The organism is Sphingobium sp. B8D3A (genome assembly GCF_025961995.1).
In the GTDB taxonomy this organism is placed as follows: Bacteria; Pseudomonadota; Alphaproteobacteria; order Sphingomonadales; family Sphingomonadaceae; genus Sphingobium.
This window is the reverse complement of the sequence record NZ_JAOQOS010000001.1, coordinates 2,038,930-2,060,353: the sequence shown is the minus strand read 5'-3', so window position 1 is coordinate 2,060,353 and position 21,424 is coordinate 2,038,930. Positions and strand designations below refer to the sequence as shown.

General features: G+C 63.7%; 16 protein-coding genes. 1 reads left to right on the top strand and 15 read right to left on the bottom strand.

Annotated elements, in window-relative coordinates; genetic code table 11:
• The first annotated feature begins 132 nt into the window (after window positions 1-132).
• The gene (gene gyrA / locus M2342_RS09490; RefSeq protein ID WP_264578897.1) at window positions 133-2,844 is read left to right on the top strand and encodes a DNA gyrase subunit A; all 2,712 of its coding nucleotides are present in this window, start codon (window positions 133-135) and stop codon (window positions 2,842-2,844) included.
• 50 nt (window positions 2,845-2,894) lie between these two features.
• On the opposite strand, the gene alr is transcribed toward gyrA, so the two are convergent.
• The 15 genes from alr to M2342_RS09415 form a co-directional block, all read right to left on the bottom strand.
• Window positions 2,895-3,941, bottom strand: a complete 1,047-nt coding sequence (gene alr / locus M2342_RS09485; RefSeq protein WP_264578896.1) for an alanine racemase — start codon at window positions 3,939-3,941, stop codon at window positions 2,895-2,897.
• A gap of 84 nt (window positions 3,942-4,025) precedes the next feature.
• Complete coding sequence (locus tag M2342_RS09480) at window positions 4,026-6,713, bottom strand: TonB-dependent receptor plug domain-containing protein (protein WP_264578895.1); 2,688 nt, start codon at window positions 6,711-6,713, stop codon at window positions 4,026-4,028.
• Between the two features lie 374 nt (window positions 6,714-7,087).
• The gene (wecB, locus tag M2342_RS09475) at window positions 7,088-8,278 is read right to left on the bottom strand and encodes a non-hydrolyzing UDP-N-acetylglucosamine 2-epimerase (RefSeq protein ID WP_264578894.1); all 1,191 of its coding nucleotides are present in this window, start codon (window positions 8,276-8,278) and stop codon (window positions 7,088-7,090) included.
• Window positions 8,279-8,430: 152 nt separating this feature from the next.
• Complete coding sequence (locus M2342_RS09470) at window positions 8,431-10,107, bottom strand: formate--tetrahydrofolate ligase (protein ID WP_181559667.1); 1,677 nt, start codon at window positions 10,105-10,107, stop codon at window positions 8,431-8,433.
• Between the two features lie 87 nt (window positions 10,108-10,194).
• Window positions 10,195-11,061: a methylenetetrahydrofolate reductase gene (locus tag M2342_RS09465; RefSeq protein ID WP_264570305.1), complete on the bottom strand. Its 867-nt coding sequence runs from the start codon at window positions 11,059-11,061 to the stop codon at window positions 10,195-10,197.
• Between the two features lie 92 nt (window positions 11,062-11,153).
• A complete protein-coding gene (ligM, locus tag M2342_RS09460) occupies window positions 11,154-12,569 on the bottom strand; it encodes a vanillate/3-O-methylgallate O-demethylase (protein ID WP_264578893.1) in 1,416 nt (471 codons plus the stop codon).
• Window positions 12,570-12,914: 345 nt separating this feature from the next.
• On the bottom strand, window positions 12,915-13,457 hold the full coding sequence (locus tag M2342_RS09455) for a VOC family protein (protein WP_264578892.1): 543 nt from the start codon (window positions 13,455-13,457) through the stop codon (window positions 12,915-12,917).
• Window positions 13,458-13,470: 13 nt separating this feature from the next.
• Window positions 13,471-14,187 carry an alpha/beta fold hydrolase gene (locus tag M2342_RS09450; RefSeq protein ID WP_264578891.1) on the bottom strand — a complete coding sequence of 239 codons (717 nt, stop codon included), beginning with the start codon at window positions 14,185-14,187 and terminating at the stop codon, window positions 13,471-13,473.
• An 18-nt stretch (window positions 14,188-14,205) separates the two neighbouring features.
• Window positions 14,206-15,219 carry a zinc-dependent alcohol dehydrogenase family protein gene (locus tag M2342_RS09445; RefSeq protein WP_264578890.1) on the bottom strand — a complete coding sequence of 338 codons (1,014 nt, stop codon included), beginning with the start codon at window positions 15,217-15,219 and terminating at the stop codon, window positions 14,206-14,208.
• Window positions 15,220-15,269: 50 nt separating this feature from the next.
• Complete coding sequence (locus tag M2342_RS09440) at window positions 15,270-16,028, bottom strand: glutathione S-transferase family protein (RefSeq protein WP_264578889.1); 759 nt, start codon at window positions 16,026-16,028, stop codon at window positions 15,270-15,272.
• Window positions 16,029-16,040: 12 nt separating this feature from the next.
• The gene (locus M2342_RS09435) at window positions 16,041-16,790 is read right to left on the bottom strand and encodes an SDR family NAD(P)-dependent oxidoreductase (protein WP_264578888.1); all 750 of its coding nucleotides are present in this window, start codon (window positions 16,788-16,790) and stop codon (window positions 16,041-16,043) included.
• A gap of 27 nt (window positions 16,791-16,817) precedes the next feature.
• Complete coding sequence (locus M2342_RS09430; RefSeq protein WP_264578887.1) at window positions 16,818-17,285, bottom strand: protein tyrosine phosphatase family protein; 468 nt, start codon at window positions 17,283-17,285, stop codon at window positions 16,818-16,820.
• A 56-nt stretch (window positions 17,286-17,341) separates the two neighbouring features.
• Complete coding sequence (locus tag M2342_RS09425; RefSeq protein WP_181559658.1) at window positions 17,342-18,856, bottom strand: aldehyde dehydrogenase family protein; 1,515 nt, start codon at window positions 18,854-18,856, stop codon at window positions 17,342-17,344.
• 269 nt (window positions 18,857-19,125) lie between these two features.
• Window positions 19,126-20,772, bottom strand: a complete 1,647-nt coding sequence (locus tag M2342_RS09420; RefSeq protein WP_264578886.1) for a GMC family oxidoreductase — start codon at window positions 20,770-20,772, stop codon at window positions 19,126-19,128.
• Between the two features lie 12 nt (window positions 20,773-20,784).
• Window positions 20,785-21,414 (bottom strand): gluconate 2-dehydrogenase subunit 3 family protein, encoded by a 630-nt coding sequence (locus M2342_RS09415; RefSeq protein WP_264575782.1) that lies wholly within the window; start codon window positions 21,412-21,414, stop codon window positions 20,785-20,787.
• Window positions 21,415-21,424 lie beyond the last annotated feature (10 nt).

The following is a 21,424-nucleotide window of genomic DNA, read 5'->3' as shown; positions in this document are numbered from 1 at the left end:
CGCTGCCGCCCCCATTCGGCTTCGACCGGTTCGAGGCAGCGTGCAATTTTGCCCTTTTCTCTGGCCTTTTCTGCAGTCGCGGGCTAGTCACACCGCTTCGAGTTCCCACCACGTAATCATAAGAGAAAACGCTTGAGCGACGAGACAATCCTCGCCGAACCCTCGGATATCAGCCCGATCAACATCGTCGATGAGATGAAGTCGAGCTATCTCGACTACGCCATGTCGGTGATCGTGTCCCGCGCGCTGCCGGATGTGCGCGACGGGCTGAAGCCCGTGCATCGCCGCATCCTGTTCGGCGCCCACGAAATGGGCTTCACCTATAACAAGCCCTATCGCAAATCGGCCCGCATCGTCGGCGACGTGATGGGTAAATATCACCCGCACGGTGACAGCTCGATCTACGACGCATTGGCACGCATGACGCAGGATTGGTCGATGCGCGTGCCGCTCATCGACGGCCAGGGCAACTTCGGCTCGATGGACCCGGATTCGCCGGCGGCCATGCGCTACACCGAGGCGCGCCTCGCCAAGGTCGCCAATGCGCTGCTCGACGATCTCGACAAGAACACGGTCGATTTCCTGCCGAACTATGATGGCAGCGAGAGCGAGCCGCAGGTGCTTCCTGCCCGCTTCCCCAACCTGCTGGTCAACGGTGCCGGTGGCATCGCGGTCGGCATGGCCACCAATATCCCGCCGCACAATCTCGGCGAAGTGCTGCGTGCCTGCAAGGCGTACATGGATAACGGGGCGATCTCTGCCGAGGAGCTGATGGAAATCGTGCCGGGCCCGGACTTCCCGACCGGCGCGCTCATCCTCGGCCAGTCCGGTGCCCGCTCGGCTTACACGACCGGGCGCGGATCGATCATCATGCGCTCGCGCCATGTGATCGAGACGTTGCGCGGGGACCGTCAGCAGATCGTCCTCACCGAAATCCCGTTCCAGGTTGGCAAGGCCGGCCTCGTCGAAAAGATCGCCGAGGCGGCCAAAGACAAGCGGATCGAGGGCATCTCGGACATTCGCGACGAATCCAACCGCGAGGGCGTCCGCGTCGTCATCGAGCTGAAGCGCGATGCCACGGCGGATGTGGTGCTCAATCAGCTGTGGCGGCACACGCCCGCGCAGTCGAGCTTCCCGGCCAATATTCTCGCCATCCGTGGCGGGCGGCCCGAGCTGCTGACGCTGCGCGACATCATCGAGGCCTTCGTGCGCTTCCGTGAGGAAGTGATCACGCGCCGGACCAAGTTCGAGCTGGCCAAGGCACGCGACCGCGCGCACATCTTGCTCGGCCTCGTCATCGCGGTCAGCAATCTCGATGAAGTCGTGCGCATGATCCGCGGGGCGAGCAGTCCGGCGGCGGCCCGCGAGGCGCTGCTGGCGCGCGCCTGGCCGATCGGGGACATCGCGCCCTATCTCAAGCTGGTCGAAGCGGCAGATGATGAGCCCTCGGGCAGCGTCTATCATCTGTCGGACGCGCAGGTTCGCGCCATTCTCGATCTGCGCCTGCACAGGCTGACGGCGCTGGGCCGTGACGAGATCGGCAATGAGCTCAAGGGGCTGGCCGATGCGATTGCCGGCTATCTCGAGATCCTCGCCAGCCGCGTTCGCCTGTTCGAGGTGATGCGCGCAGAGTTCGACGCGATTGAAGCAGAGTTCGCGACACCCCGCCGCTCCACCCTTGCCCCCGCTGCCGACGGCATTGAGGATGAGGATCTGATCGAGCGCGAAGACATGGTCGTGACCGTGACCATGTCCGGTTACATCAAGCGCACGCCGCTCGATACCTTCCGCGCCCAGAACCGCGGCGGCAAGGGCCGCGCCGGCATGGCGACCAAGGAAGAGGATGTCGTTACCGAGCTGTTCGTGACCTCCACGCACACGCCGGTGCTGTTCTTCTCGACGCTGGGCAAGGTCTATCGCCTCAAGGTCTGGCGCTTGCCGGAAGGCGGGCCGGCCACACGCGGACGTCCGATGGTCAACCTGCTGCCGCTGGCCGAGGGCGAGACCATCCAGACCGTTCTGCCGCTGCCGGAAGACGAGAATGAATGGGCGCAGCTCCATGTCATGTTCGCCACCGCCAAGGGCAGCGTACGCCGCAACGGCATGGATGCCTTCACCAACATCCCCTCGAACGGCAAGATCGCCATGAAGTTCGAGGGTGAGGACGCCGACGACCGCCTGATCGGCGTCGCGCTGCTCACCGAGGAGGATGACGTGCTGCTGGCTTCCCGCCAGGGTAAGGCGATCCGCTTCCGAGGCGATGATGTGCGCGAGTTCCAGAGCCGCAACTCCACCGGTGTGCGCGGCATGACGCTGAAGGAAGGCGACGAGGTCATCTCGCTCTCCGTGCTCCAACGTGCCGGTATTCAGGACATGGAAGAGCGCGAGGAGTATCTGCGCTTTGCTCCATGGAAGGGTGAGAAGGAGGGCGAGCCGAAGATGGCCGCCGACCGTTTCGAGGCGCTGCGCGCCCGCGAGCAGTTCATCCTGACCGTCTGCGCCAATGGCTATGGCAAGCTCTCCTCGGCGTTCGAGTATCGCCGCACCGGGCGTGGTGGCCAGGGCATCACCAATATCGACAATATCGAGCGTAACGGCCCGGTTGTGGCGAGCTTCCCGGCGACCCGCGAGCATCAGCTCATGCTGGTGACCGATCAGGCAAAGCTCATCCGCATGGGGCTCAGCAGCCTGCGCGTGATCGGCCGTGGTTCTGCGGGCGTGCGCCTGTTCGACGTGGCGCAGAACGAGCATGTCGTGAGTGCCGCGCGGATTGAGGAAAGCACGGACGAGGTCGACGCGGACATGCCGGCGGCCGACGGCGAAGCATCCGACACCGCGGAATGAAGAACAGGCCCGTCAGCGTTGCCTTGAGCGCGCTGGCGGGCGGTTCATAACTAAACCCAGCGCCGCTCGAACCGCTGGCCGAGCCCGGTCAGCAACTCATATTGCGACAAACCGGTGTGCGCTGAGGCGCTGGGCAGATCATACGCCACCTCCAGCCACGCCCCTTCCTCCAAATCCGATGCCGTGCTGACATCGACGGCGATCAGATCCATGGAGACGCGCCCCAGCAGCGGCAGCCGCTCTCCGCCATGGAGCATCGCCCCTCCCCCGGCAAAGGCGCGCAGATAGCCGTCTGCGTAGCCAAGATTGACGATCGCCGTCTCGACGGGCGCCTTCGCGGTGAAGGTCGCGCCATAGCCCACTGTTTCGCCAGCTTCGACCCGGCGCCGCTGGAGGATCTGCGCATGGGGACGCACGACCGGGCGGATATGGCCGGTCGCAGTTGGCGTCGGCAGGCCGCCATAGAGCGCGAGCCCCGGCCGGGTGAGATCGAAGGCGTAGTCGCTCCCGAGCAGAATGCCGGCGCTGTTGGCCAGGCTGTACCGCCGCGCCGGTACCTGCTGCCGCACGGCCTCGAAGCGCGCGCGCTGAACCGCGTTCAGATCGGACGCTTCATCGGCGCAGGCAAGGTGGCTGCAGAGTGTCTCGATCTCCAGCCGATCCAGCAGGCCAGAGCCAAGCTCATCGGGGCGTAGGCCCAGCCTGTTCATGCCGGTATCGATCATGACATCGCACGGGCCGCCGCCTGCAGCTTTCCATCGGGTGACTTGCGCGGCGCTGTTCAGCACCGGTCTTGCCGGTACCGCCAGCGCAAAGGCGAGGTCTTCAGAACGCACCCCGTGCAACACGCTCAGCGATGCGCCTTCCAGCAATGGCAGCAGAGCCGCCGCTTCCTGCCATGTCGCGACGAAGAAATCCCGGCACCCGGCGGCCAGCAGATGCTGAAGAACCTCGGTCGCGCCGAGGCCGTAGCCATTGGCCTTAAGGGCTGCCCCGCAGGCTGCCGCCCCACTCTGCGCTGCCAGCCAGCGCCAATTGGCGATCAGCGCGTCACGATCCAGATGCAGGGCCAGCGGTGATGAGGGACAGTCGATCATGTCGGCGGGGTAGCGCGCTCGCCCCTGCCCGTCGAGAGCAATCCGGCTACCCGCGCCCTGCTGGAGGGCGCGGGTGACACAGGGTTAGAACGCCTTGCGGACTGTCAGCGAGACAAACCGGCCGAGCGGGTTTGCCACGGTGGAGTCATAGACCTGATTGTTGGCGATCGCCGCGAAGGGCGGCGCGGCATCGAACAGGTTCAGCGCACTCAGCGAGAAGGACAGACCGCTCAGCACGCCGTCCGCCTTCGGCACGTCGTAGGTCAGCGTCAGATCGACCGTCGTGTAGGAGTCGACCGGCTGCGATGGCGCGATGGTGCCCACCGTGTTGGTGTAGGCATTGGTATAGTTCACGAACATCGTGGCGCCGAAATTGTCGCCCCGCCACCCGAGATTGGCGCGGCCACGGAACCGCAGCGGGAAGTTGGCCAGGTTCAGTCGGTCCACCGTTGGCGAGGTCGGGCCGGTCGCTCGCCCATAGCTGAGCAGATAGGTGCCCGAGACGCCGATATTGGCCGATCCACCGCCCAGATCGAACGCATAGTTGGCGAGGAAATCCAGCCCGTCCATCTTGATGCGCCCGACATTGTTGCGGCGGGCATCGACAATGGCATCGACATCGGAAGCTGCAATGATCGCCGGCGGCGCCCAGGGCAGATCGTAAATCGCGTTCACCTGCGCGACGGTCGGGTTGAAGGTCACGAACGGCGCGTAGGCCGGGTCGGTGAAGACCTGCACGCTGAACACCGGCGCTGTCTCGATCACGTCCTTATAATCGATGTTGAAGTAATCCAGCGACGCAGTGAAGCCGCTGCTCGGCGGGGTGAACTTGACGCCAACCGACCAGGTCGTGGCCTTCTCAGGCTTGAGATCGGCATTGCCGCCGACATATTCGATCACATTGCCGAACGGCCCGAAATTGGGGATCGAAAACACCGTCGCCGTACTGGCGGGGTTGGTATCGGACAGCGTCGGCGCCCGGAACGAGGTGCCGTAGCTGGCATGAGCCGAGACGCCCGGCACCGGATCGTAGCGAATGCCGAACTTCGGATTGGTCGTGCCGCCGACGTCGCTATAGTGATCATAGCGGCCGGCAATGTTGAGTTCGAGCCGATCAATGCCCGGCATGGCATTGGCCGCACCGACCAGCGGCACGTTCACCTCCGCAAAGGCCGACCAGACGTCGCGAGAGCTGGCCGTATCGCCAAAGAGGTTGATCTGCGAGAGCGATGGCCCGTTGATATTCTCGGCAGCGGTGTTGCGGTAATAATCATGGTGGAACTCGCCGCCCACCGCCATGCGCACCGCGCCGCCGCCGATGTTGAACAGCGCACCGTCCGTCTTCACGTTGACGAGGTCGACCGTGTAGAGGCCGGTCACGTCGAAGAAGGCGACAAGGCGGTCGATCTGATCACGACTGTTTTGACCCGTCCCGTAGACGTTCAGGGCCGTCGCGGGGTTGGAATCGGCCAGCGCGGCGGAGAGCAAAGCCGTGTTCAGGAAACCGTCCGTCTTGGCGCCGCCTTCCGTGGCGCCATGGGAGCCGTAGATGGAAAGCTGCCAATTGCCATCCAGCGAATAATCGAACCCGGTCGCCAGCTGGTAGGAGCTTTCGTAGATGTTGCCCTGGATCGGCCCATATTCGTTAAAGGCATATTCGACGATCTGCGAGGTCTGCCCCGGCGCGAACTCGATGAAATAGGGATTGCTGCTCGGAACAGGCGTCGCGGCGCCCAACGTCAGAGACCCCGCGCGCTGGTTCAGGGTCCGCTTGGAGTAGAAGCCGCTGGCCCACATCTTGAGCGCAGGCGTCAGTTCCTGATCCAGTCGCCCAATGACGCTCCAGCGCTTGAGCTGCGGCAGAAGATCATTGTTCACATAGCTTTGCTGGAAATTGGGCGTCGTAGACAGATTCGCCGGTGTCAGATTCTCGCCGCTGCCCCCCGGAAGCCCATAACGGGTAAAGGTCGCGGGATCGATCACATTGCCCGGCGAGCTGGTGAAGGCGCAGTTGTTCAAGCCCCCAAAAGCACGCTGATCGCACTGGAACAGCTCGGCGCGATCTTCTTGGCGCAGGCGGCTGTGGTAATAATAGTCGCCGGCAATCATCACCGAGCCGGTGTCCCACTTCTTACCGAGAATGGCATTGCCCTGCCATTCGTCATAGCCATCAGCGAAGCCGTAACGCGCGCTGGCCTCCAGACCGTCGAAGTTGCGGCGCAGGATCAGGTTGGCGACGCCCGCGACAGCATCCGAGCCGTAAGTGGCCGAAGCGCCGTCCGCCACGATGTCGATCCGTTCGAGCGCAATGGCCGGGATCACCGAGGCATCGAAGAGCTGGCCGGCAACACCGCCCGGAGGGGCGCGGCGGCCATCGAGCAAGGTGAGCGTCGCCTGCGTGCCGAGGCCGCGCAGGTTAACGCCGTTGGCGCGGGTGCTGTTGAGCGTCGCGCTGTTGACGTTGGTGCCCAGCGTGGCTTCGCCCGGCCCCAAGGCGGACACCTGCGGAATGGTCTTGAGGATATCCGATGTCGTGGCCAGCCCCGTGTCGCGGATTTCCTGCTGACCGACTGCAATCACCGAGGAACCCACCGGCGCAACCCCGCGCAACTGGGTGCCGGTCACCACAATGTCAGCGGTGTTCGCGGCATCATCCTCGGACTGATTGGTCTGTGCGGTGCCCGTCTGAGCGCTGACACCCTGCGACGTAACAAGCGCAGCAAACGACACGAAGCCAAGCGCAGATGCGCGCCGGAAGCCATTTTTGGCCATGATCCTCCCCAATATGACAGCGCGATCGGCCCTACTGTCGATCGTCAATATCGACTTACGAAAATGAATACACTTTGTCTAAGCATTTTTGCAATCGATTGCTCCGACAAATACAACTGCTTTAGATTGTGTCGGATTCTGCTGCTTGATTGGTGGATGACCTGCTCCTTGCCGTTGACTTGGTGAAGGAGACGAATCGAACTGCTTCGAAGGGACATGTCGGGGATTCCAATCAGCCTGCATTGCGAATCCCATATAAACCGCCGATACGCGAGGTGCAGGCCATTCGCCCGACTTCCACAATGACTCGCACGCCATAGACCCGGCCAGGTTATTCGCCCCGATCGCAGACGAGATCATGATGCAAGCCGCGCTCAGGGCGCGCTCTGCACCTGGGAAACCGATTGCAGATTTCCCAGACTGGGCACCACCACCCATCGCGCTGCGGCTTCCTCGGCCAGCATTGCAGCGATGCGCGCGGCGGCTTGGCCATCCCCGAAAGGACTATGGGCATGGGCCATGGCGGCATAGGCCTGCGGGTCGTCCAGCAACCGCGCGACTTCAGCGACTATGCGATCAGGGACGGTGCCGATGAGACGGGCGGTGCCTGCCTCGATGCCCTCTGGCCGTTCGGTCGTCTCGCGCATGACCAGCACCGGTTTGCCGAAGCTGGGCGCTTCTTCCTGGATGCCGCCACTATCCGTCAACACCAGGGAAGCTGCATCCAACAGGCCTACAAATCCTGGATAATCCAGCGGCTCAATCAGCGCGACATTCTCCAGGCCGGAAAGCGCGGGCTCCAGCGTGGCGCGGACCTGTGGATTGGGGTGGACCGGCCAGATGATGGCCACATCGTCGCGCTGGGCGAGGGTGCGGATGGCGGCGGCAATGTTCGAAAGCCCCTGCCCCAGATTCTCCCGCCTGTGGCTGGTGACGATAACGATCCGGCGCCCTGCAAAGCGCCGCAGCACGGGTGCGATCGAGCCCGCCAAAAAAGGCTGCTCCCGCAGCCTGACCTGAGTCGCGAGCAAGGCATCCACCACCGTGTTGCCCGTCACGATGATCCGCCCTTGGGTATGCTCGGCTTCCAGCGCTGCCGCCGCCCCCGCCGTCGGGGCGAAGTGCAGATTGGCCGCGCAGGCGATGATGCGGCGATTCACCTCTTCGGGCCATGGGTTGTAGATATCGCCGCTGCGCAAGCCCGCCTCGACATGCCCAACCGGAATGCGGCGGTAATAAGCCGCAAGGGCGGCCATCATTGCAGTCTTGGTATCGCCGTGGACCAACACCCTGTCGGGCCGTTCGGCGTCGAACACGGCACCCAAGGCGAGGATGAGCCGCGCCGTCAACGTATCGAGCGTCTGGTCCGGCGCCATGATGTCGAGATCGAAGTCCGGCACAACCCCGGCGAGGTCGAGAACCTGGTCGAGCAAGGCCCGATGCTGTGCGGAAACGCAGACCTTCGTCTCGATCTGCGGTAGAGATTTCAGCGCATCATAGACAGGAAACATCTTGATGGCTTCGGGCCTCGTGCCGAAAACCAGCATCACTTTATAGCGCACCATCGTTCGCTTGCCCCCCACAGACAAGGACTGTTTAACCGATGGTTAATACGCGGTAAATACTTGTTAACCGGAAAAGAAAATGGCCCGCCAGCAACGCCGACAGGCCAATCTCTCAAAGCAGGAGGCCGCTAGCCTCCTTCAATCTTAATTGATCAGAACAGACCTTCGATCTGACCCTTGTCGTCCAGACGGATGAAGTCCGCCGACGGCGTCTTGGGCAGGCCGGGCATGCGCATGATATCGCCGCACACCGCAACGATGAACTCAGCGCCTGCCGACAGGATCACGTCGCGCACCGGCACGACGTGGTTTGTCGGCGCGCCGCGCAGGCTCGGGTCGGTCGAGAAGCTGTACTGCGTCTTGGCCATGCAGACCGGCAGATGGCCATAGCCATCGGCTTCCCAGCCCTTGAGCTTGTTGCGCACGCTGCTGTCGGCGGTCACTTCGCTAGCGCGGTAGATGCGCTTGGCGATCGTGTCGATCTTGTCGAACAGCGAGAGGCCGTCCTCGTAGATCGGTGCGAAGTTGGACGAACCGCCCTCGGCGAGGGCGACAACCTTGCGGGCCAGCTCTTCGGTGCCCTTGGAGCCATTGGCCCAGTGGCTGCACTCGACCGCTTCGGCGCCAGCGGCTTCCGCGATTTCCTGAACGACAGCCATTTCCTCGGCCGTGTCGGTGACGAACTGGTTGATCGCCACGACCACGGGCACGCCGAACTGACGGACGTTCTCGATGTGACGGGCGAGGTTGACGCCGCCCTTGCGCACCGCGTCAGGGTTTGCCGTGCCGAGATCGGCCTTGTCGACGCCACCATGCATCTTGAGCGCACGGATGGTGGCCACGATGACGGCCGCGGAGGGCTTCAGGCCAGCCTTGCGACACTTGATGTCGAAGAACTTCTCGGCGCCAAGGTCAGCGCCGAATCCGGCTTCGGTCACCACATAGTCGGCGATCTTGAGCGCCGTCTTGGTGGCGAGCACCGAGTTGCAGCCATGTGCGATGTTCGCGAACGGGCCGCCGTGGATCAGCACGGGGTTGTTTTCGAGCGTCTGCACGATGTTGGGCTGCAGCGCGTCCTTGAGCAGGACGGTCATCGCGCCCGAGGCGTTCAGCTCGCGGGCAAGCACGGCCTTGCGGTCGCGCGTGTAGCCGGCGTGGATGTTGCCGAGCCGACGCTCCAGATCCTTGAGGTCCGAAGCGAGGCAGAGGATCGCCATGACTTCCGACGCCACGGTGATGTCGAAGCCGTCCTCGCGGGGATAGCCGTTGGACACGCCACCGAGCGAGTTCACGATCGAACGCAGGGCGCGGTCGTTCATGTCCAGCACGCGACGCCATGCGATACGACGCGGATCGAGGCCGAGCTTGTTGCCCCAGTAGATGTGGTTGTCGATCAGCGCGGCGAGCAGGTTGTTCGCCGAGGTGATGGCGTGGAAGTCGCCGGTGAAGTGGAGGTTGATGTCCTCCATCGGCACGACCTGCGCATAACCGCCGCCGGCGGCACCGCCCTTGACGCCGAAGCACGGGCCGAGCGACGGCTCACGCAGCGCAGCGACCGTCTTCTTGCCGATGGCGTTCAGGCCGTCAGCAAGGCCGACCGTCGTCGTGGTCTTGCCCTCGCCTGCCGGCGTCGGATTGATCGCGGTGACGAGGATGAGCTTGCCATCCTGATTGCCCTGGACGCTGTTGATGAAGTCCCAGGACAGCTTCGCCTTGTAAGGGCCGTAGTTCAGCAGCGCGTCCTGCGGGATGCCGACCTTTGCGCCGACCTCGGCGATGTTCTGCATCTTCGCTTCGCGTGCGATTTCGATGTCGGAGCCTTGAGCCATGATTCTCCTAGCCTTTCCATGATACGGCCCGGAACGGGCCGACCGTCTTTGTCTGGAATTAATTGAGCGGCAACGGACGCCGGAGCGTCAGATGCCCTGCTTGCCCTTGAAGTTCACGATCCACTCATTGGTCTTCACCAGACCGCCGAACGGATAGAAATGGAGGTGGACCTTGCCATGTTCCTCGCCCAGCGCGGGGACGAGATCGGCGATCACCGGATCGGGACCGGCGCTGCCGATCAGGCTGGTGATCGAGAGGCCGTACTTCTTGACGACCTTGGCGGAGGTGCCGACACCGCAACGCGCGGCGAAACGGAGGAGCGTCTTGATCGAGGCCGGGCCGGCAAGGCCGATGCGCACGGGGCCGTCAATGCCCTCGGCGCGGATCTGCTTGAGCCAGTCGAGCACCGGATCGGCATCGAAACCGAACTGGGTCATGATCGAATAGTCGATCCCCTGCTCTTTGAGCGAGGCGACCTTGTCATGCATCGCCTTGACGAGCTTTTCGTTGGTGATGTCCGGGTGGCCTTCCGGGTAGCCGGAAATGCCGACATGCTGGATGCCATATTCCTTGAGCGTGCCCGAGGAAATCACGGCCAGCGCGTCATCATAGGGCCCAAGCGGTTCGGAGGGATCGCCGGCGATCACGAAGACATGCTTGAGGTCGATCTGCGCGGCGAGCATGTCGAGGAAACGGTTGAGGTCTTCCTTCACCAGAAGGCGCCGGGCGGAAATGTGCGGGACCGGCTTGAAACCGAGGTCCTGAATGGCCCGAGCCGCGCGGACGCGATCCTCGAACTCGGCACCCGGCAAAAAGGTGCAGGAAATGAGCGTACCCTGCGGGATCATGTGCGCGGCATTCTGCAGCGCTTCCACGTCCTTGGGCGTGATTTCGAGCGAGTAGTCTTCAAACAGCCGCGCCAGTGCGGTCTTGTCCAGGGTTGCCGTAGCCATGAAAAGTCCTCGCCTCGATTAGGGCTTACTGTGTTTTTAGAAGGTCGTCGGGGCGGCCACCCCGGAGGATGGCCGCCCGCAACGGATCAGGATCAGGCGTCGACGCGAGCGCTGCGCCAGCCGCCTTCGTACGTCTCGCGCGCGGTCACCGAATAGGGAACCGGGCTCACGACGGCACGAACAGCGATCTGCTTGTGCGGCTCGACGGTGGACTTGCGCGTGCCACCATTTTCCTCGCCCCACAGGACCGTCAGCTCGGTGCCAACCGGGATCTCGTGGTCGATCGTCGCGAGCGAAAGCGCGCGCTTCTCGTTGTACGAGTAGCCGGTGAACATCGAGATGCCGACCGTGTTGCCAGCGGCGTCGAGGACGGCGTCGGCATTGGTGTTGGCATAGTTGGCCAGCGGCAGGTCGAAGAACTTGTAGTGCGAGTCGGCGTCGGCATCGAACAGCGAACCGTATATCTTCGCCATGTCGTCGCCGTTCCAGGCCAGCGTGACCTTCTTGCGCTGCGTCGAAGCGTCGAGGGCTTCGAGCGCATCGCGGCCGATGAAGTCGTGGTCGAACTTCACGAACGGACCGTAACCGATCTCATAAGGATTGGTGTAGTAATCCTCGATGTTGTTCGAGACGAACGAACCGCCGATCGCGCCGGTGGCTTCGTAGCTCTTGGCCGGCAGCCACTCACGATAGGCCTTCAGCTTCTCGCCGGTGTAGATGGCCGGCAGCGGGCTCGGGATCCAGCCGGATTCCAGCGTGTTCGAGGGATAAGCGCGCGAACCGACCTGCACCAGGCCGAGATCCTTGCCAGCCTCAACGATGGCGCCGCGGATGTCTTCCATCTCTTCGTACGGACCCCAGATTTCGAGGCCCGGCGCGCCGGCCATGCCGTGACGGAGCGTGCGCACGGAGCGGCCAGCGATGTTCATGGTGGACATGTTGAAGAAGCGGAGCTGCTCGAGCTTGCCGCCATGCAACTTCTCGATCACGTCCCAGGCGTTCGGGCCCTGGATCTGGAAGCGCCAGTAGCTACGGTTGACGGGCTTGCCCATCGGACGCGAAGGCGAACGGTCGTCATAGACGATCTCGACGTCGTAGCCGCCGGTCTCGGCATGGTACTGCAGCCAGTTGGCAGCCGGCGCACGGCCGACATAGCAGAACACTTCGGGCTCTTCCCAGAAGATGATGCCGTCGCCAATGACGTGGCCATAAGGCGTCACGGGCACATACTGCTTGGCCTTGTTGACTTCCCAGCCCTTGGGCGAGTTGATCATCGTATCGGTCAGGAGCTTGAGCGCGTCCTTGCCCTTGATGAACAGGTTGACCATGTGGTGCGACTGATCGAACAGCACCGCAGCGTTGCGCCAGGCCCACTGTTCGGAGCGCCAGTTGGAGAATTCCGGAGCAACGACCGGATACACATAGGCGCCGATCTGGCTGTTGCGCAGCATTTCCACCGGATTGCCGGCGGCGTTGAGCACTTGCTCAAGATTGGTAGGGTTGGACATCAGAGAGCCTCTCCATTTGGATCGCGAGAAACAAGGGTCTGCGTTCGACGACAACGTCGAATCGATGGACGGGCGGAACATACGAAATTTTGTATGTTACACAAACGAAAAATTGGAAGGCCGCCCAGACCCTCCGGCGCAGAAATTAGCGAATTGATAGGGATTTATCACCTCGCAACGGCGTCAAAAAATTGCACGTTCATGCTGCACCAGCGAACCAGTTTCGGGTCCCTTCGGAGCCGGTTCGCACGGATCACCGGTTCATGCCATTTCCACGGCGGGCGGTATCAGGCACCGCGATGTTGCTGCGCAATATGATTGAGGCCGAGCGGGGCCTAAACCGGCTCACAGGAAGGGCCGGACGGGGTCGCGGCCGTCCCAATCCTGCGTCTGCTCCCAGAAGGCGGTGAAGCCTGCATCCATGCCCGCCGTGGCGGGAATCAGTTCTACGAAGCCCGGCGCGCCCGGCCCACCCTCGAAGAACGCGACAGAGCCGCCGGTCGGAACCGGCGCCCGCTGGACCAATGTTTCCCCACGGGCAATCCGGCGCGCCACCTCGTCCTCGATGTCCTCGCGCGCGACGCCAAAGTGATGGAAGCCATAGCCCACGCGATCGATCGTCTCCTTGTAGACCGACGGATGGTCGTCCAAAGGCTGGATCAGCTCGATATTGGTCGAGCCGGCAAAGCTCATCGCGATGGCGCTGCTGCTCTTGCACGTCTCGCCGCGATAGACATGATCCGGCCCCCCGAAGCTCGGCAGGACGAACCAGGGCCCGACGCCCGTGCGCTCGATCCACCAGTCGATCGCCTGATGGATGTCGCGGACCACATAGGCCATCTGGCAGATGGTGCCGATGTCGCCGCCGAAGCCAAATTTCTTGGTCATCCGTTTCTCCTCTTCATTCTTGTTCTGTGATGGTCGCCAGAGCACCCGCGAGGGTTTCCGGCATGGAAATGAACGGGCTATGGTCGCTTTCGAGCGTGGTCACACTGCGGCAAGGCAGCACCGCCTGCATCGCGCGTTGCACGTCCAATGGAAAGGTCCGGTCCTGCGCGCATTCGATGTAATGGCGCGGTACGCGGCCAAAGCGAGCCACAGTGAGGCGCAGCGCTGTGCCGAATGGCCTGGCCGGCTCATCGATAAGCTGCGCGGCCGACTGCCGCTGGTCCTCAGGACTGCACAGCTGATAGAAGAATTCCGCCGCAGCCGCTGGATCGAACCGCAAGCCAAGGCCTCCATGGACCGGGCTGAGCGCGGCGCCGAAGCGGCCCGTCTCCATCGAGCGCCCGATCACGTCATACAGGCTTTGCCCATCGGGGATGAGCGCGCCGCTGATATAGACCAACGCTGCGAACGCCTCCGGCGCCAGTTCGGCCGCCTGACTGGCGACGATGCCGCCGCGACTATGGGCGCACAGGATCACCGGCGCAGGCTGACGCCGGGCCTCCCCAACGATAAACTGCGCCCAGCCCTCCAGCGAGACCTGCGCCATGGCGCGCGCAGCGCCACCGGCACCCGGCAGGTCGAGCGCGATCATGCTGTGCCCGGCCCGCCCCAGCGGCGCGCGCAGACGCTCGGAGCACGACCCGCTATGCCAGGCCCCGGGTATGAACATGAAGCGGGCCACGCGATCTCAGCGAACGTCGATCACCACCTTGCTGAAATGTTCCGAACCGCTGCCATGCGCGAAGGCCGCCTTGGCATCCTCGAATGCATAACGGGCGCCGATGACCGGCTTGATGCCGTTGACGTCGATTGCCGCAGCCAGTCGCCGCGCCATGCCGCGCGAGCCGACGAAAATACCCCGCAGCGTGCCGCCGACGAACATCAGGCCTGATGGGTTAGGCCCGCCAACGGGATTGAGCACGCCGATCAGTGCAACCTCACCATTGTGGCGCAGTGCGGCCATGCTTTGCTGCACCGTGCCGGCACCGCCGACCTCGACAACCTTGTCGACGCCGCCCATCGTGGTGGAGACATGCTGACCCCAGTCCTCGATCTCGCGATAGTTGATGAGATGATCGGCCCCCAGCGCCTTGGCGCGCTCCAGCTTGGCGTCGCTGGAGGAGGTAATGATGACCTCGCAGCCCGCCACCTTGGCGAGTTGCAGCGCGAGGATCGACACCCCGCCGGTGCCAAGCAGCAGCACGCGTTCGCCGGGTTTGACCGGCCGTGGGCCTTCAAACAGCGCGTTCCAGGCCGTCACACCGGCGCAGGGCAGGCAAGCCGCCTCGGCATAGCTGAGCGACTTGGCGATGGGGACCACGCCCTGCTCAGGCAGAACGACCACTTCGGCGAGCATCCCGTCAGCGCCTACCGCACCGAGCGCAAGGCCCGCAGCCGGATTGGGCGGGCCATCGTCCCAGCTCTGGAAGAAGGTGCCGGCCACCCGGTCGCCCGGCTTGAACTGCGTCACACCCGCACCCACGGCAATGACTTCGCCAGCCCCGTCGGAAAGCGGGATCGTCGGGCTGGGCACGGGACCGCCGAGATAGCGCCCGAGCACCACCGCCTGATCGCGATAGTTGAGCGAACAGGCATGAACCCGGATCGCCACCTGACCGGGGCCGGGCGCGGGCTGATCGCGCTCGACCAGATGAAGATCGTCGATCGAGGTGGCCCCCGCCGCCAGTTGCCATGCACGCATCGTCAAACTCCTTCACTCATCTCAATTCACTGTGTCGCCGGCTACAGCGCCTAGCGGTCGCCAGACCATGTCCGCAGGCCCGGCGCGGTGCGATCTTCGCTGGCCAGCGCCTCGGCGACGGCCGGGCGCGCCTTCACCCGCTCGCGCCAATCGACGATCCGCGGATAGTTGGTCGTAACATCCAGCTCCGGGAACATTCGCTCTACCATCGCGCCGCAATGGCTGAAGAAATTGATGTCCGCCGTCGTGTACATCTCGCCGGCCAGCCAGGGCGTCTCACCAAGCTGGGCCTCGATCTTGCGCAGCGCATAGATGATCTTATCGGTCGCGTTGGCGAGGTCCGTCTCGGAAAAGCCAGAGCGCGCGGTCGCCCATTTCTTGCGCTGATCGGGGAGCGGAATATGCTCGAGCAACTTCTCGAACTCGCCATTCTCGATGTTGCGGGCAATCACGCCGACGAGCCGGTGCCAGCCATGCATGGAGACATAGTTCATGACATGCTCGTCCACAAACTTGTTCCAGTAGCGCACCTTGGTCTTGCCGAGCGGATCGTAGGGCATCAGCGGGACTTCGGGAAAGACGTCTTCCAGATACTCGTTGATGACGGTCGTGTGGGTGATCACGGCGCCATTATGGACCAGCACCGGCACCTGCCCCTCCGGGTTGATCTCCTTGAACCAGTCCGAATGCTGCTCGAACTTGTGGAGATCGACATAGATCGATTCATAAGCCAACCCCTTCTCCTTCAAGGGGATCATCGACTTGAGCGAATTGGCCAGCGGCTCGGCGTGGTAATATTTGAGCGTCATCCTGAGGGTTCCTTAAACTTCGAGCGTATCGAGCACGCCGCCATCGACTGCCCAGTTCTGCGCCGTCACATGACTGGCAGCCGGCGAGAGGAGGAAGCAGGCGACCTCCGCCAGTTCATCGGCACTGCCCATCCGCCGCTGGGGCACGCGCTGATTGATGCGCGCGGCTTGCTCGGGCGGGATCAGGTCGAAGGCCGGGGTCTCGATGAAGCCGGGCACGATGCAGTTGCACCGCACACCCTGCGGCGCCAGTTCGACGGCGATGGCGCGCGAGAGGCCAAGCACGCCATGTTTGGACGCGACATAAGCCGGGTTCATCGCCATGCCGCGCTTGCTGGCCATCGATCCGGTGACGAGGATGCTGCCCTCGCCCGCTTCCACCATTCCCGGCGCGAGCGCCTGGATCGCCCAGAAGACGCTGGTGAGGTTGACACGGATCACCTCGTCGAACAGCTCGGGCGAATAGGCCAGCGCCGGCGCGAAGTTGCCCGCGAGCCCGGCATTGGCGAACAACCCATAAGCCGGCCCGAAATGCCCCACGGCGTCTGCCAGCGCGGCTTCAAGCGCGGCTTTGTCACCGACATCGGCGGCGAAGGCGGCGGCATGATCGCCGATGGCCCGCGCCTGATCGGCCAGCGCCTCTTTGCGCCGCGCGAGCATGGAGACCCTCGCGCCACGGGCGGCGAGCATCCGCGCCGTCGCCAGTCCTATGCCACTGGATGCGCCGGTGACGATCACATGCCGCCCCGCAAAGTCTGTCATGGCCTCTCTCCTCTCCCTGCGCACCGTCTAGCGCGGCGCGATGATCTCGGTCCACGGCCCAAGGTCCGGGCTGCTCCCGGCTTTCGCCATGTCGGCAGGATCCCATATTTGCGTCATCAGCGCCCGTGCCTGTTCGTCGGCGACACCGAGCACGTCCCGGCGGTAGCGATAGACGAAGGCCGAAACGCGCCAGTTCATGATGCAGTGAATGTGCACCGGCGCGTCATCGGCCTCCAGCGCCGCGACGAACGCCTGATAATGCTGCTCGGTCGGCGCATCGAAGGGGATGGGGATATGCGTGTAACGCAGCCCTGCCTCGGCCATCTCCGCGGCTTCATTCGGCAGGGCCTCCGGGTGACTGTCCAGCGCGAGATTAATGACATGGCGCACACCAATCTCGGCAAGGCGCGCAGGATCGCCCGGCTGAAGTCGCCCGGACGTCGTGATCCGCGCATCGACGCGCAGAAAGTTCCGGATGTCGTCCGGGTCCGCCATGTCCCTCGACCGATCTCGCCCCCTCCCCAACGGAGGAGGGGGCGCTCATGTGTGGATCAAAGGGCGATGATGACCGATTTCAGCTCGGTATAGGCCTCGACGCCCTGACGGCCCTGCTCGCGGCCAAGGCCGCTTTCCTTATAACCGCCGAACGGCAGCGCGGGGTCGATCATCGAGTGGCAATTGCCCCAGATCGTGCCGGCCTTCAGCTTCGCGGCCAGCTTGTGCATGGCCGAGAGATCCTTGGTCCAGATGCCGGCCGCAAGGCCGAAGCTCGTATCGTTCGCCTGCCGCGCGACTTCATCCAGATCATCGAAGCGCTGGGCCACAACGACGGGGCCGAAGATCTCCTCGCGCACCACCCGCATGTCCGGCTTCACGTCCACCAGCACGGTCGGGTTGACATAATAGCCGCCCTCGCTGGCCGGCGCATCGCCGCCGACGGCGACAGAGGCGCCCGCCTTCTTGCCGTCCTCGATATAGCCCATCACGCGCTGCATCTGCTCGTCGCTGACCAGCGGCCCCATATGCGCATCGGGATCGAGACTGGCGCGCGGCTGCCAGAATGCGGAGGCTTCCACGAAGTTCTCCAGCACGCTGTCAAACACGCTCTTGTGCGCATAAAGCCGCGAGCCAGCGACGCAGACCTGGCCGGAATTGAAAAAGATCGCCTGCGCCGTGCCGGGGCCGACGACCTTGGGGTCGACGTCCGGCAGCACGATCACCGGCGACTTGCCGCCCAGCTCCAGCGTGACGCGCTTGAGGCTGTCCGTCGCGGTGCGGTTGATGATCTTGCCCACTTCCGTCGAGCCGGTGAACGCGACCTTGTCGACATCGGGGTGCCGCACGAGCCGATCGCCAGCGGTGTGACCATTGCCGGTGATGATGTTCACCACGCCCGCCGGAATGCCTGCCTCGGCGATGAAGTCGGCCAGCCGCAGCGCGGTGAGCGAGGTCTGCTCGGCCGGCTTGAGCACCACCGTGCAACCAGCGGCCAGCGCCGGGCTGATCTTCAGCACAGCCATCAGCAGCGGGAAGTTCCACGGCACGATCTGCGCGGCGACGCCAATCGGCTCGCGGCGGACATAGCTGTGGAAGGCACCGCGCGGTGCCGACATGGGCTCGATCATCTCGCCGCCCAGCTTCGTCGCCCAGCCTGCCATATAATGCATCATGCCGATGGCGCCGGGCACGTCGATGGCACCGGCCATGCCCTTGGGCTTGCCATTGTCGATGGCTTCCAGCTCGGCCAGTTCATCGGCATGGGCGCCCAGGATATCGGCGAGCTTGCGCATCATCGTCTCGCGAACGATGGGCGGCAGGTCGGACCAGCGGCCATCGTCGAAAGCGCGGCGGGCAGCGGCTACGGCGCGATCAACATCGGCGTCGCTCGCGTCAACGAAGCGGCTGATTTCCTTGCCGGAGCTCGGATCGATCACGCCCAGAGTCTCACCGCCGGTGGAATCCACCCACTGCCCGTCGATGAACAGCTGCGGCTTGCGGGCGAGCGCCTTCTTGGCCGCTTCCGAATAGGGGAATTGCTCGAGCTTCACGTTGCTCATCTGGTTCATTCATCCAGCTCCTCTTTGAACCCGGCTCAGCGTGCCGGGCATATCATCTGCCCAGAGCGCTCCGACGCTACTTGGCGGCGAAGGAACGCGCATGACCCAAATCATCGATCTCGACGACAGGTTTAGGACAAAGTCATGATGAGAGTCGATGGGGTGATTGCGGGAGCGTAGCGATAACCGTCATTGCCGCCATTCACGCCGGCGAACGCATCTAATGCGCCAGCTCAGGGGCCGTCTGATTGGTGTCAGGCGGCCCCCTTCGCATGCGATCAGATCTGATTGGTCCGCGCGAACCGGGCGATATGTTCGGCCGCGCGGAAGGCCAGGGCCTCGATCGTCTGCGTGGGCTGACCGCGCCCGGACGTCACCATGCTCGATCCGTCGCACAGGAACAGGTTCCGCACGTCATGGGTCCGGTGATATTTGTCGATGACCGAGGTCTCCGGGTTATTCCCCATGCGGCAGGTGCCGAGCAGGTGGACGCCGCCGCGCCCTTCGCCCACTTCACTGCGGACCACCTGCGTCGCGCCGGCTGCATCCATGATCTCCACTGCCCGATCGGCCTGCCAGTTCGCATGCTTGGTGTCGTCAGGGTGATCCTTGTACGTCACCCGGATCGCCGGAATGCCCCACTCGTCCTTGAGTTCGGGATCGATGTCGACACGGTTGGTCTCCTGCGCCAGCGACGTGCCGTGGCCCGAGCAGTTCATCCAATAGGTATAGGATTCCAGATATTCCTTGAACTCCGGCCCCCATGTCGGCGTGCCCTTGGGAACGCTCTGCCCCCAGGTGAGCGGGCCGCCCGAGCGCGCGTCGAACCCGCCGCCGCCGTAGAAGCCGCGTTTCTCGTCGGCATCGTAGAAATCGTGCAAGATACGGGTGACGTTCGCGCCCTTATATTCGTTGAGCGGCTGCTCGAACCGAGCCATCGCCCCGCCGCCCTTGTTGCACATTAGATAGCGTCCGACCTTGCCGCTGGAGTTGGCCAGCCCATCCGGGAAGGCATTGGTCGCGGAGTTGAGCAGCAGCCGCGGCGTCTCCGCACCATTGGCGCACACCACCACGGCGCGGGCGTTCTGGAACTGCTCCTTGCGATCCTTGTCGAAATAATGGACGCCGGTGGCGCGCCCGGCATCGTTCATGCCGATGCGGAACACGTAGCTCTCCGAGCGGATCTCGCAATTGCCTGTCGCCTCGGCCTCGGGGATCACCGTCCAGACCGAGGAGGACTTGGCCATCACCTCACAGCCAAAGCCGCCGCACAGGCCGCATTGCGCGCAAGGCGGACGATCCTTGTAGATTACCGAATTGATCGCCAGCGGCGCCGGGAAGGGATGCAGGCCGAGCTTGCGGGCGCCGCGCTCGAACAGCACGCCGGATGACTTCACCGGCAACGGCGGCATCGGATAAGGCTTGCTGCGCGGTGGATCGAACGGGCTTGCACCGGCGAGGCCGGACACGCCGACTTCCCATTCCACCATCGTATAATAAGGTTCGAGTTCGGCATAAGTGATCGGCCAGTCGACCAGATCGGCGCCGGGAATGGAGCCCCACCGGCTGCCTTCGATAAAATCGATCTCGTGCAGTCGCCAGAAATTGGCGTTGAAATGCGCGCTGCTGCCACCGACGACGCGCGCATAGGTCAGCGCATTCCGCTCCATGCGCTGCGCCGGCTTGCTCGGGTCGCTGCGGAAGGTTTGCGGATTGGCCGTCGGGCTGTTGGTGATGCCGGACAGGTGCCGGTACTTCAGTTCGTCATGCTCGAACTCGTAGGCTTCCAGCCGAGGCCCCTGCTCCATCACCACGACGCTGTTGCCGGCGCGCGCCAGTTCCCGCGCCATGATGCCGCCCGAAGCGCCCGAGCCGACGACAATGAAATCGACTGTTTCGCTGGTCTTGTATGTCTTGCGATCCATGGGGCGCCTCCGTCAGGCCATGTAGGGCTTGGTGCCGGGATAGGGCTCGAACCCCGGATAATCCTTGTCGTAATAGCCGAAGGGCGGCTCCCAATAATGGCTGTCGACCACGCCGATCAGCTTGGTACCAACCCCCTCGAAATTGCCGCCATATTTGGGCATGGCGATGAGGCCGAGGACCGTCAGCCGCCGCACCGCCAGGAAGAAGGGCGTCTTGTCGACCTCCTTGAGCCAGGCGATCTGCTGGGCGTCCGGCGCGGCGGAGAATGGCGCCTGCGTTCCATGTTTCGCGGCATAGCCAGCGTTGAACTCGGTCAGGCCAGCCTTGAAGGACGGCCATTGCTCAGCAAAGAAGCTGCCCATCGCATTGTCGATGAAGTAGACGATATGCGCATCCCGCGCGCCCGGCATGGCGCCGCCCGGCACGATCTGGTTGGCGACCGCATCGACATTGGCCGCTTCCGCAGGGCTCAGCGTCGTAAAGCTCGTATGCCCCTCGCCAGATCCGGCGCTGCCATGACCATGCCCGACATGCTCGGCGGCGGATGCGATCTGTGGCCAGTTCAAGGTCACCCAGGCCGCGCTGGCCAGATTGCCGACGGCAGCGAGAAACTGGCGGCGTGATGGAGAAGTCTGGGTCATAAGGCACTCC

Coding starts and splice junctions, on each gene's coding strand:
- alr (WP_264578896.1), bottom strand. CDS start 3,941: ATGATCGACTGTCCCTCATCACCGCTGGCCCTGCATCTGGATCGTGAC.
- M2342_RS09480 (WP_264578895.1), bottom strand. CDS start 6,713: ATGGCCAAAAATGGCTTCCGGCGCGCATCTGCGCTTGGCTTCGTGTCG.
- wecB (WP_264578894.1), bottom strand. CDS start 8,278: ATGGTGCGCTATAAAGTGATGCTGGTTTTCGGCACGAGGCCCGAAGCC.
- M2342_RS09470 (WP_181559667.1), bottom strand. CDS start 10,107: ATGGCTCAAGGCTCCGACATCGAAATCGCACGCGAAGCGAAGATGCAG.
- M2342_RS09465 (WP_264570305.1), bottom strand. CDS start 11,061: ATGGCTACGGCAACCCTGGACAAGACCGCACTGGCGCGGCTGTTTGAA.
- ligM (WP_264578893.1), bottom strand. CDS start 12,569: ATGTCCAACCCTACCAATCTTGAGCAAGTGCTCAACGCCGCCGGCAAT.
- M2342_RS09455 (WP_264578892.1), bottom strand. CDS start 13,457: ATGACCAAGAAATTTGGCTTCGGCGGCGACATCGGCACCATCTGCCAG.
- M2342_RS09450 (WP_264578891.1), bottom strand. CDS start 14,187: ATGTTCATACCCGGGGCCTGGCATAGCGGGTCGTGCTCCGAGCGTCTG.
- M2342_RS09445 (WP_264578890.1), bottom strand. CDS start 15,219: ATGCGTGCATGGCAACTGGCGGCGGGGGCCACCTCGATCGACGATCTT.
- M2342_RS09440 (WP_264578889.1), bottom strand. CDS start 16,028: ATGACGCTCAAATATTACCACGCCGAGCCGCTGGCCAATTCGCTCAAG.
- M2342_RS09435 (WP_264578888.1), bottom strand. CDS start 16,790: ATGACAGACTTTGCGGGGCGGCATGTGATCGTCACCGGCGCATCCAGT.
- M2342_RS09430 (WP_264578887.1), bottom strand. CDS start 17,285: ATGGCGGACCCGGACGACATCCGGAACTTTCTGCGCGTCGATGCGCGG.
- M2342_RS09425 (WP_181559658.1), bottom strand. CDS start 18,856: ATGAACCAGATGAGCAACGTGAAGCTCGAGCAATTCCCCTATTCGGAA.
- M2342_RS09420 (WP_264578886.1), bottom strand. CDS start 20,772: ATGGATCGCAAGACATACAAGACCAGCGAAACAGTCGATTTCATTGTC.
- M2342_RS09415 (WP_264575782.1), bottom strand. CDS start 21,414: ATGACCCAGACTTCTCCATCACGCCGCCAGTTTCTCGCTGCCGTCGGC.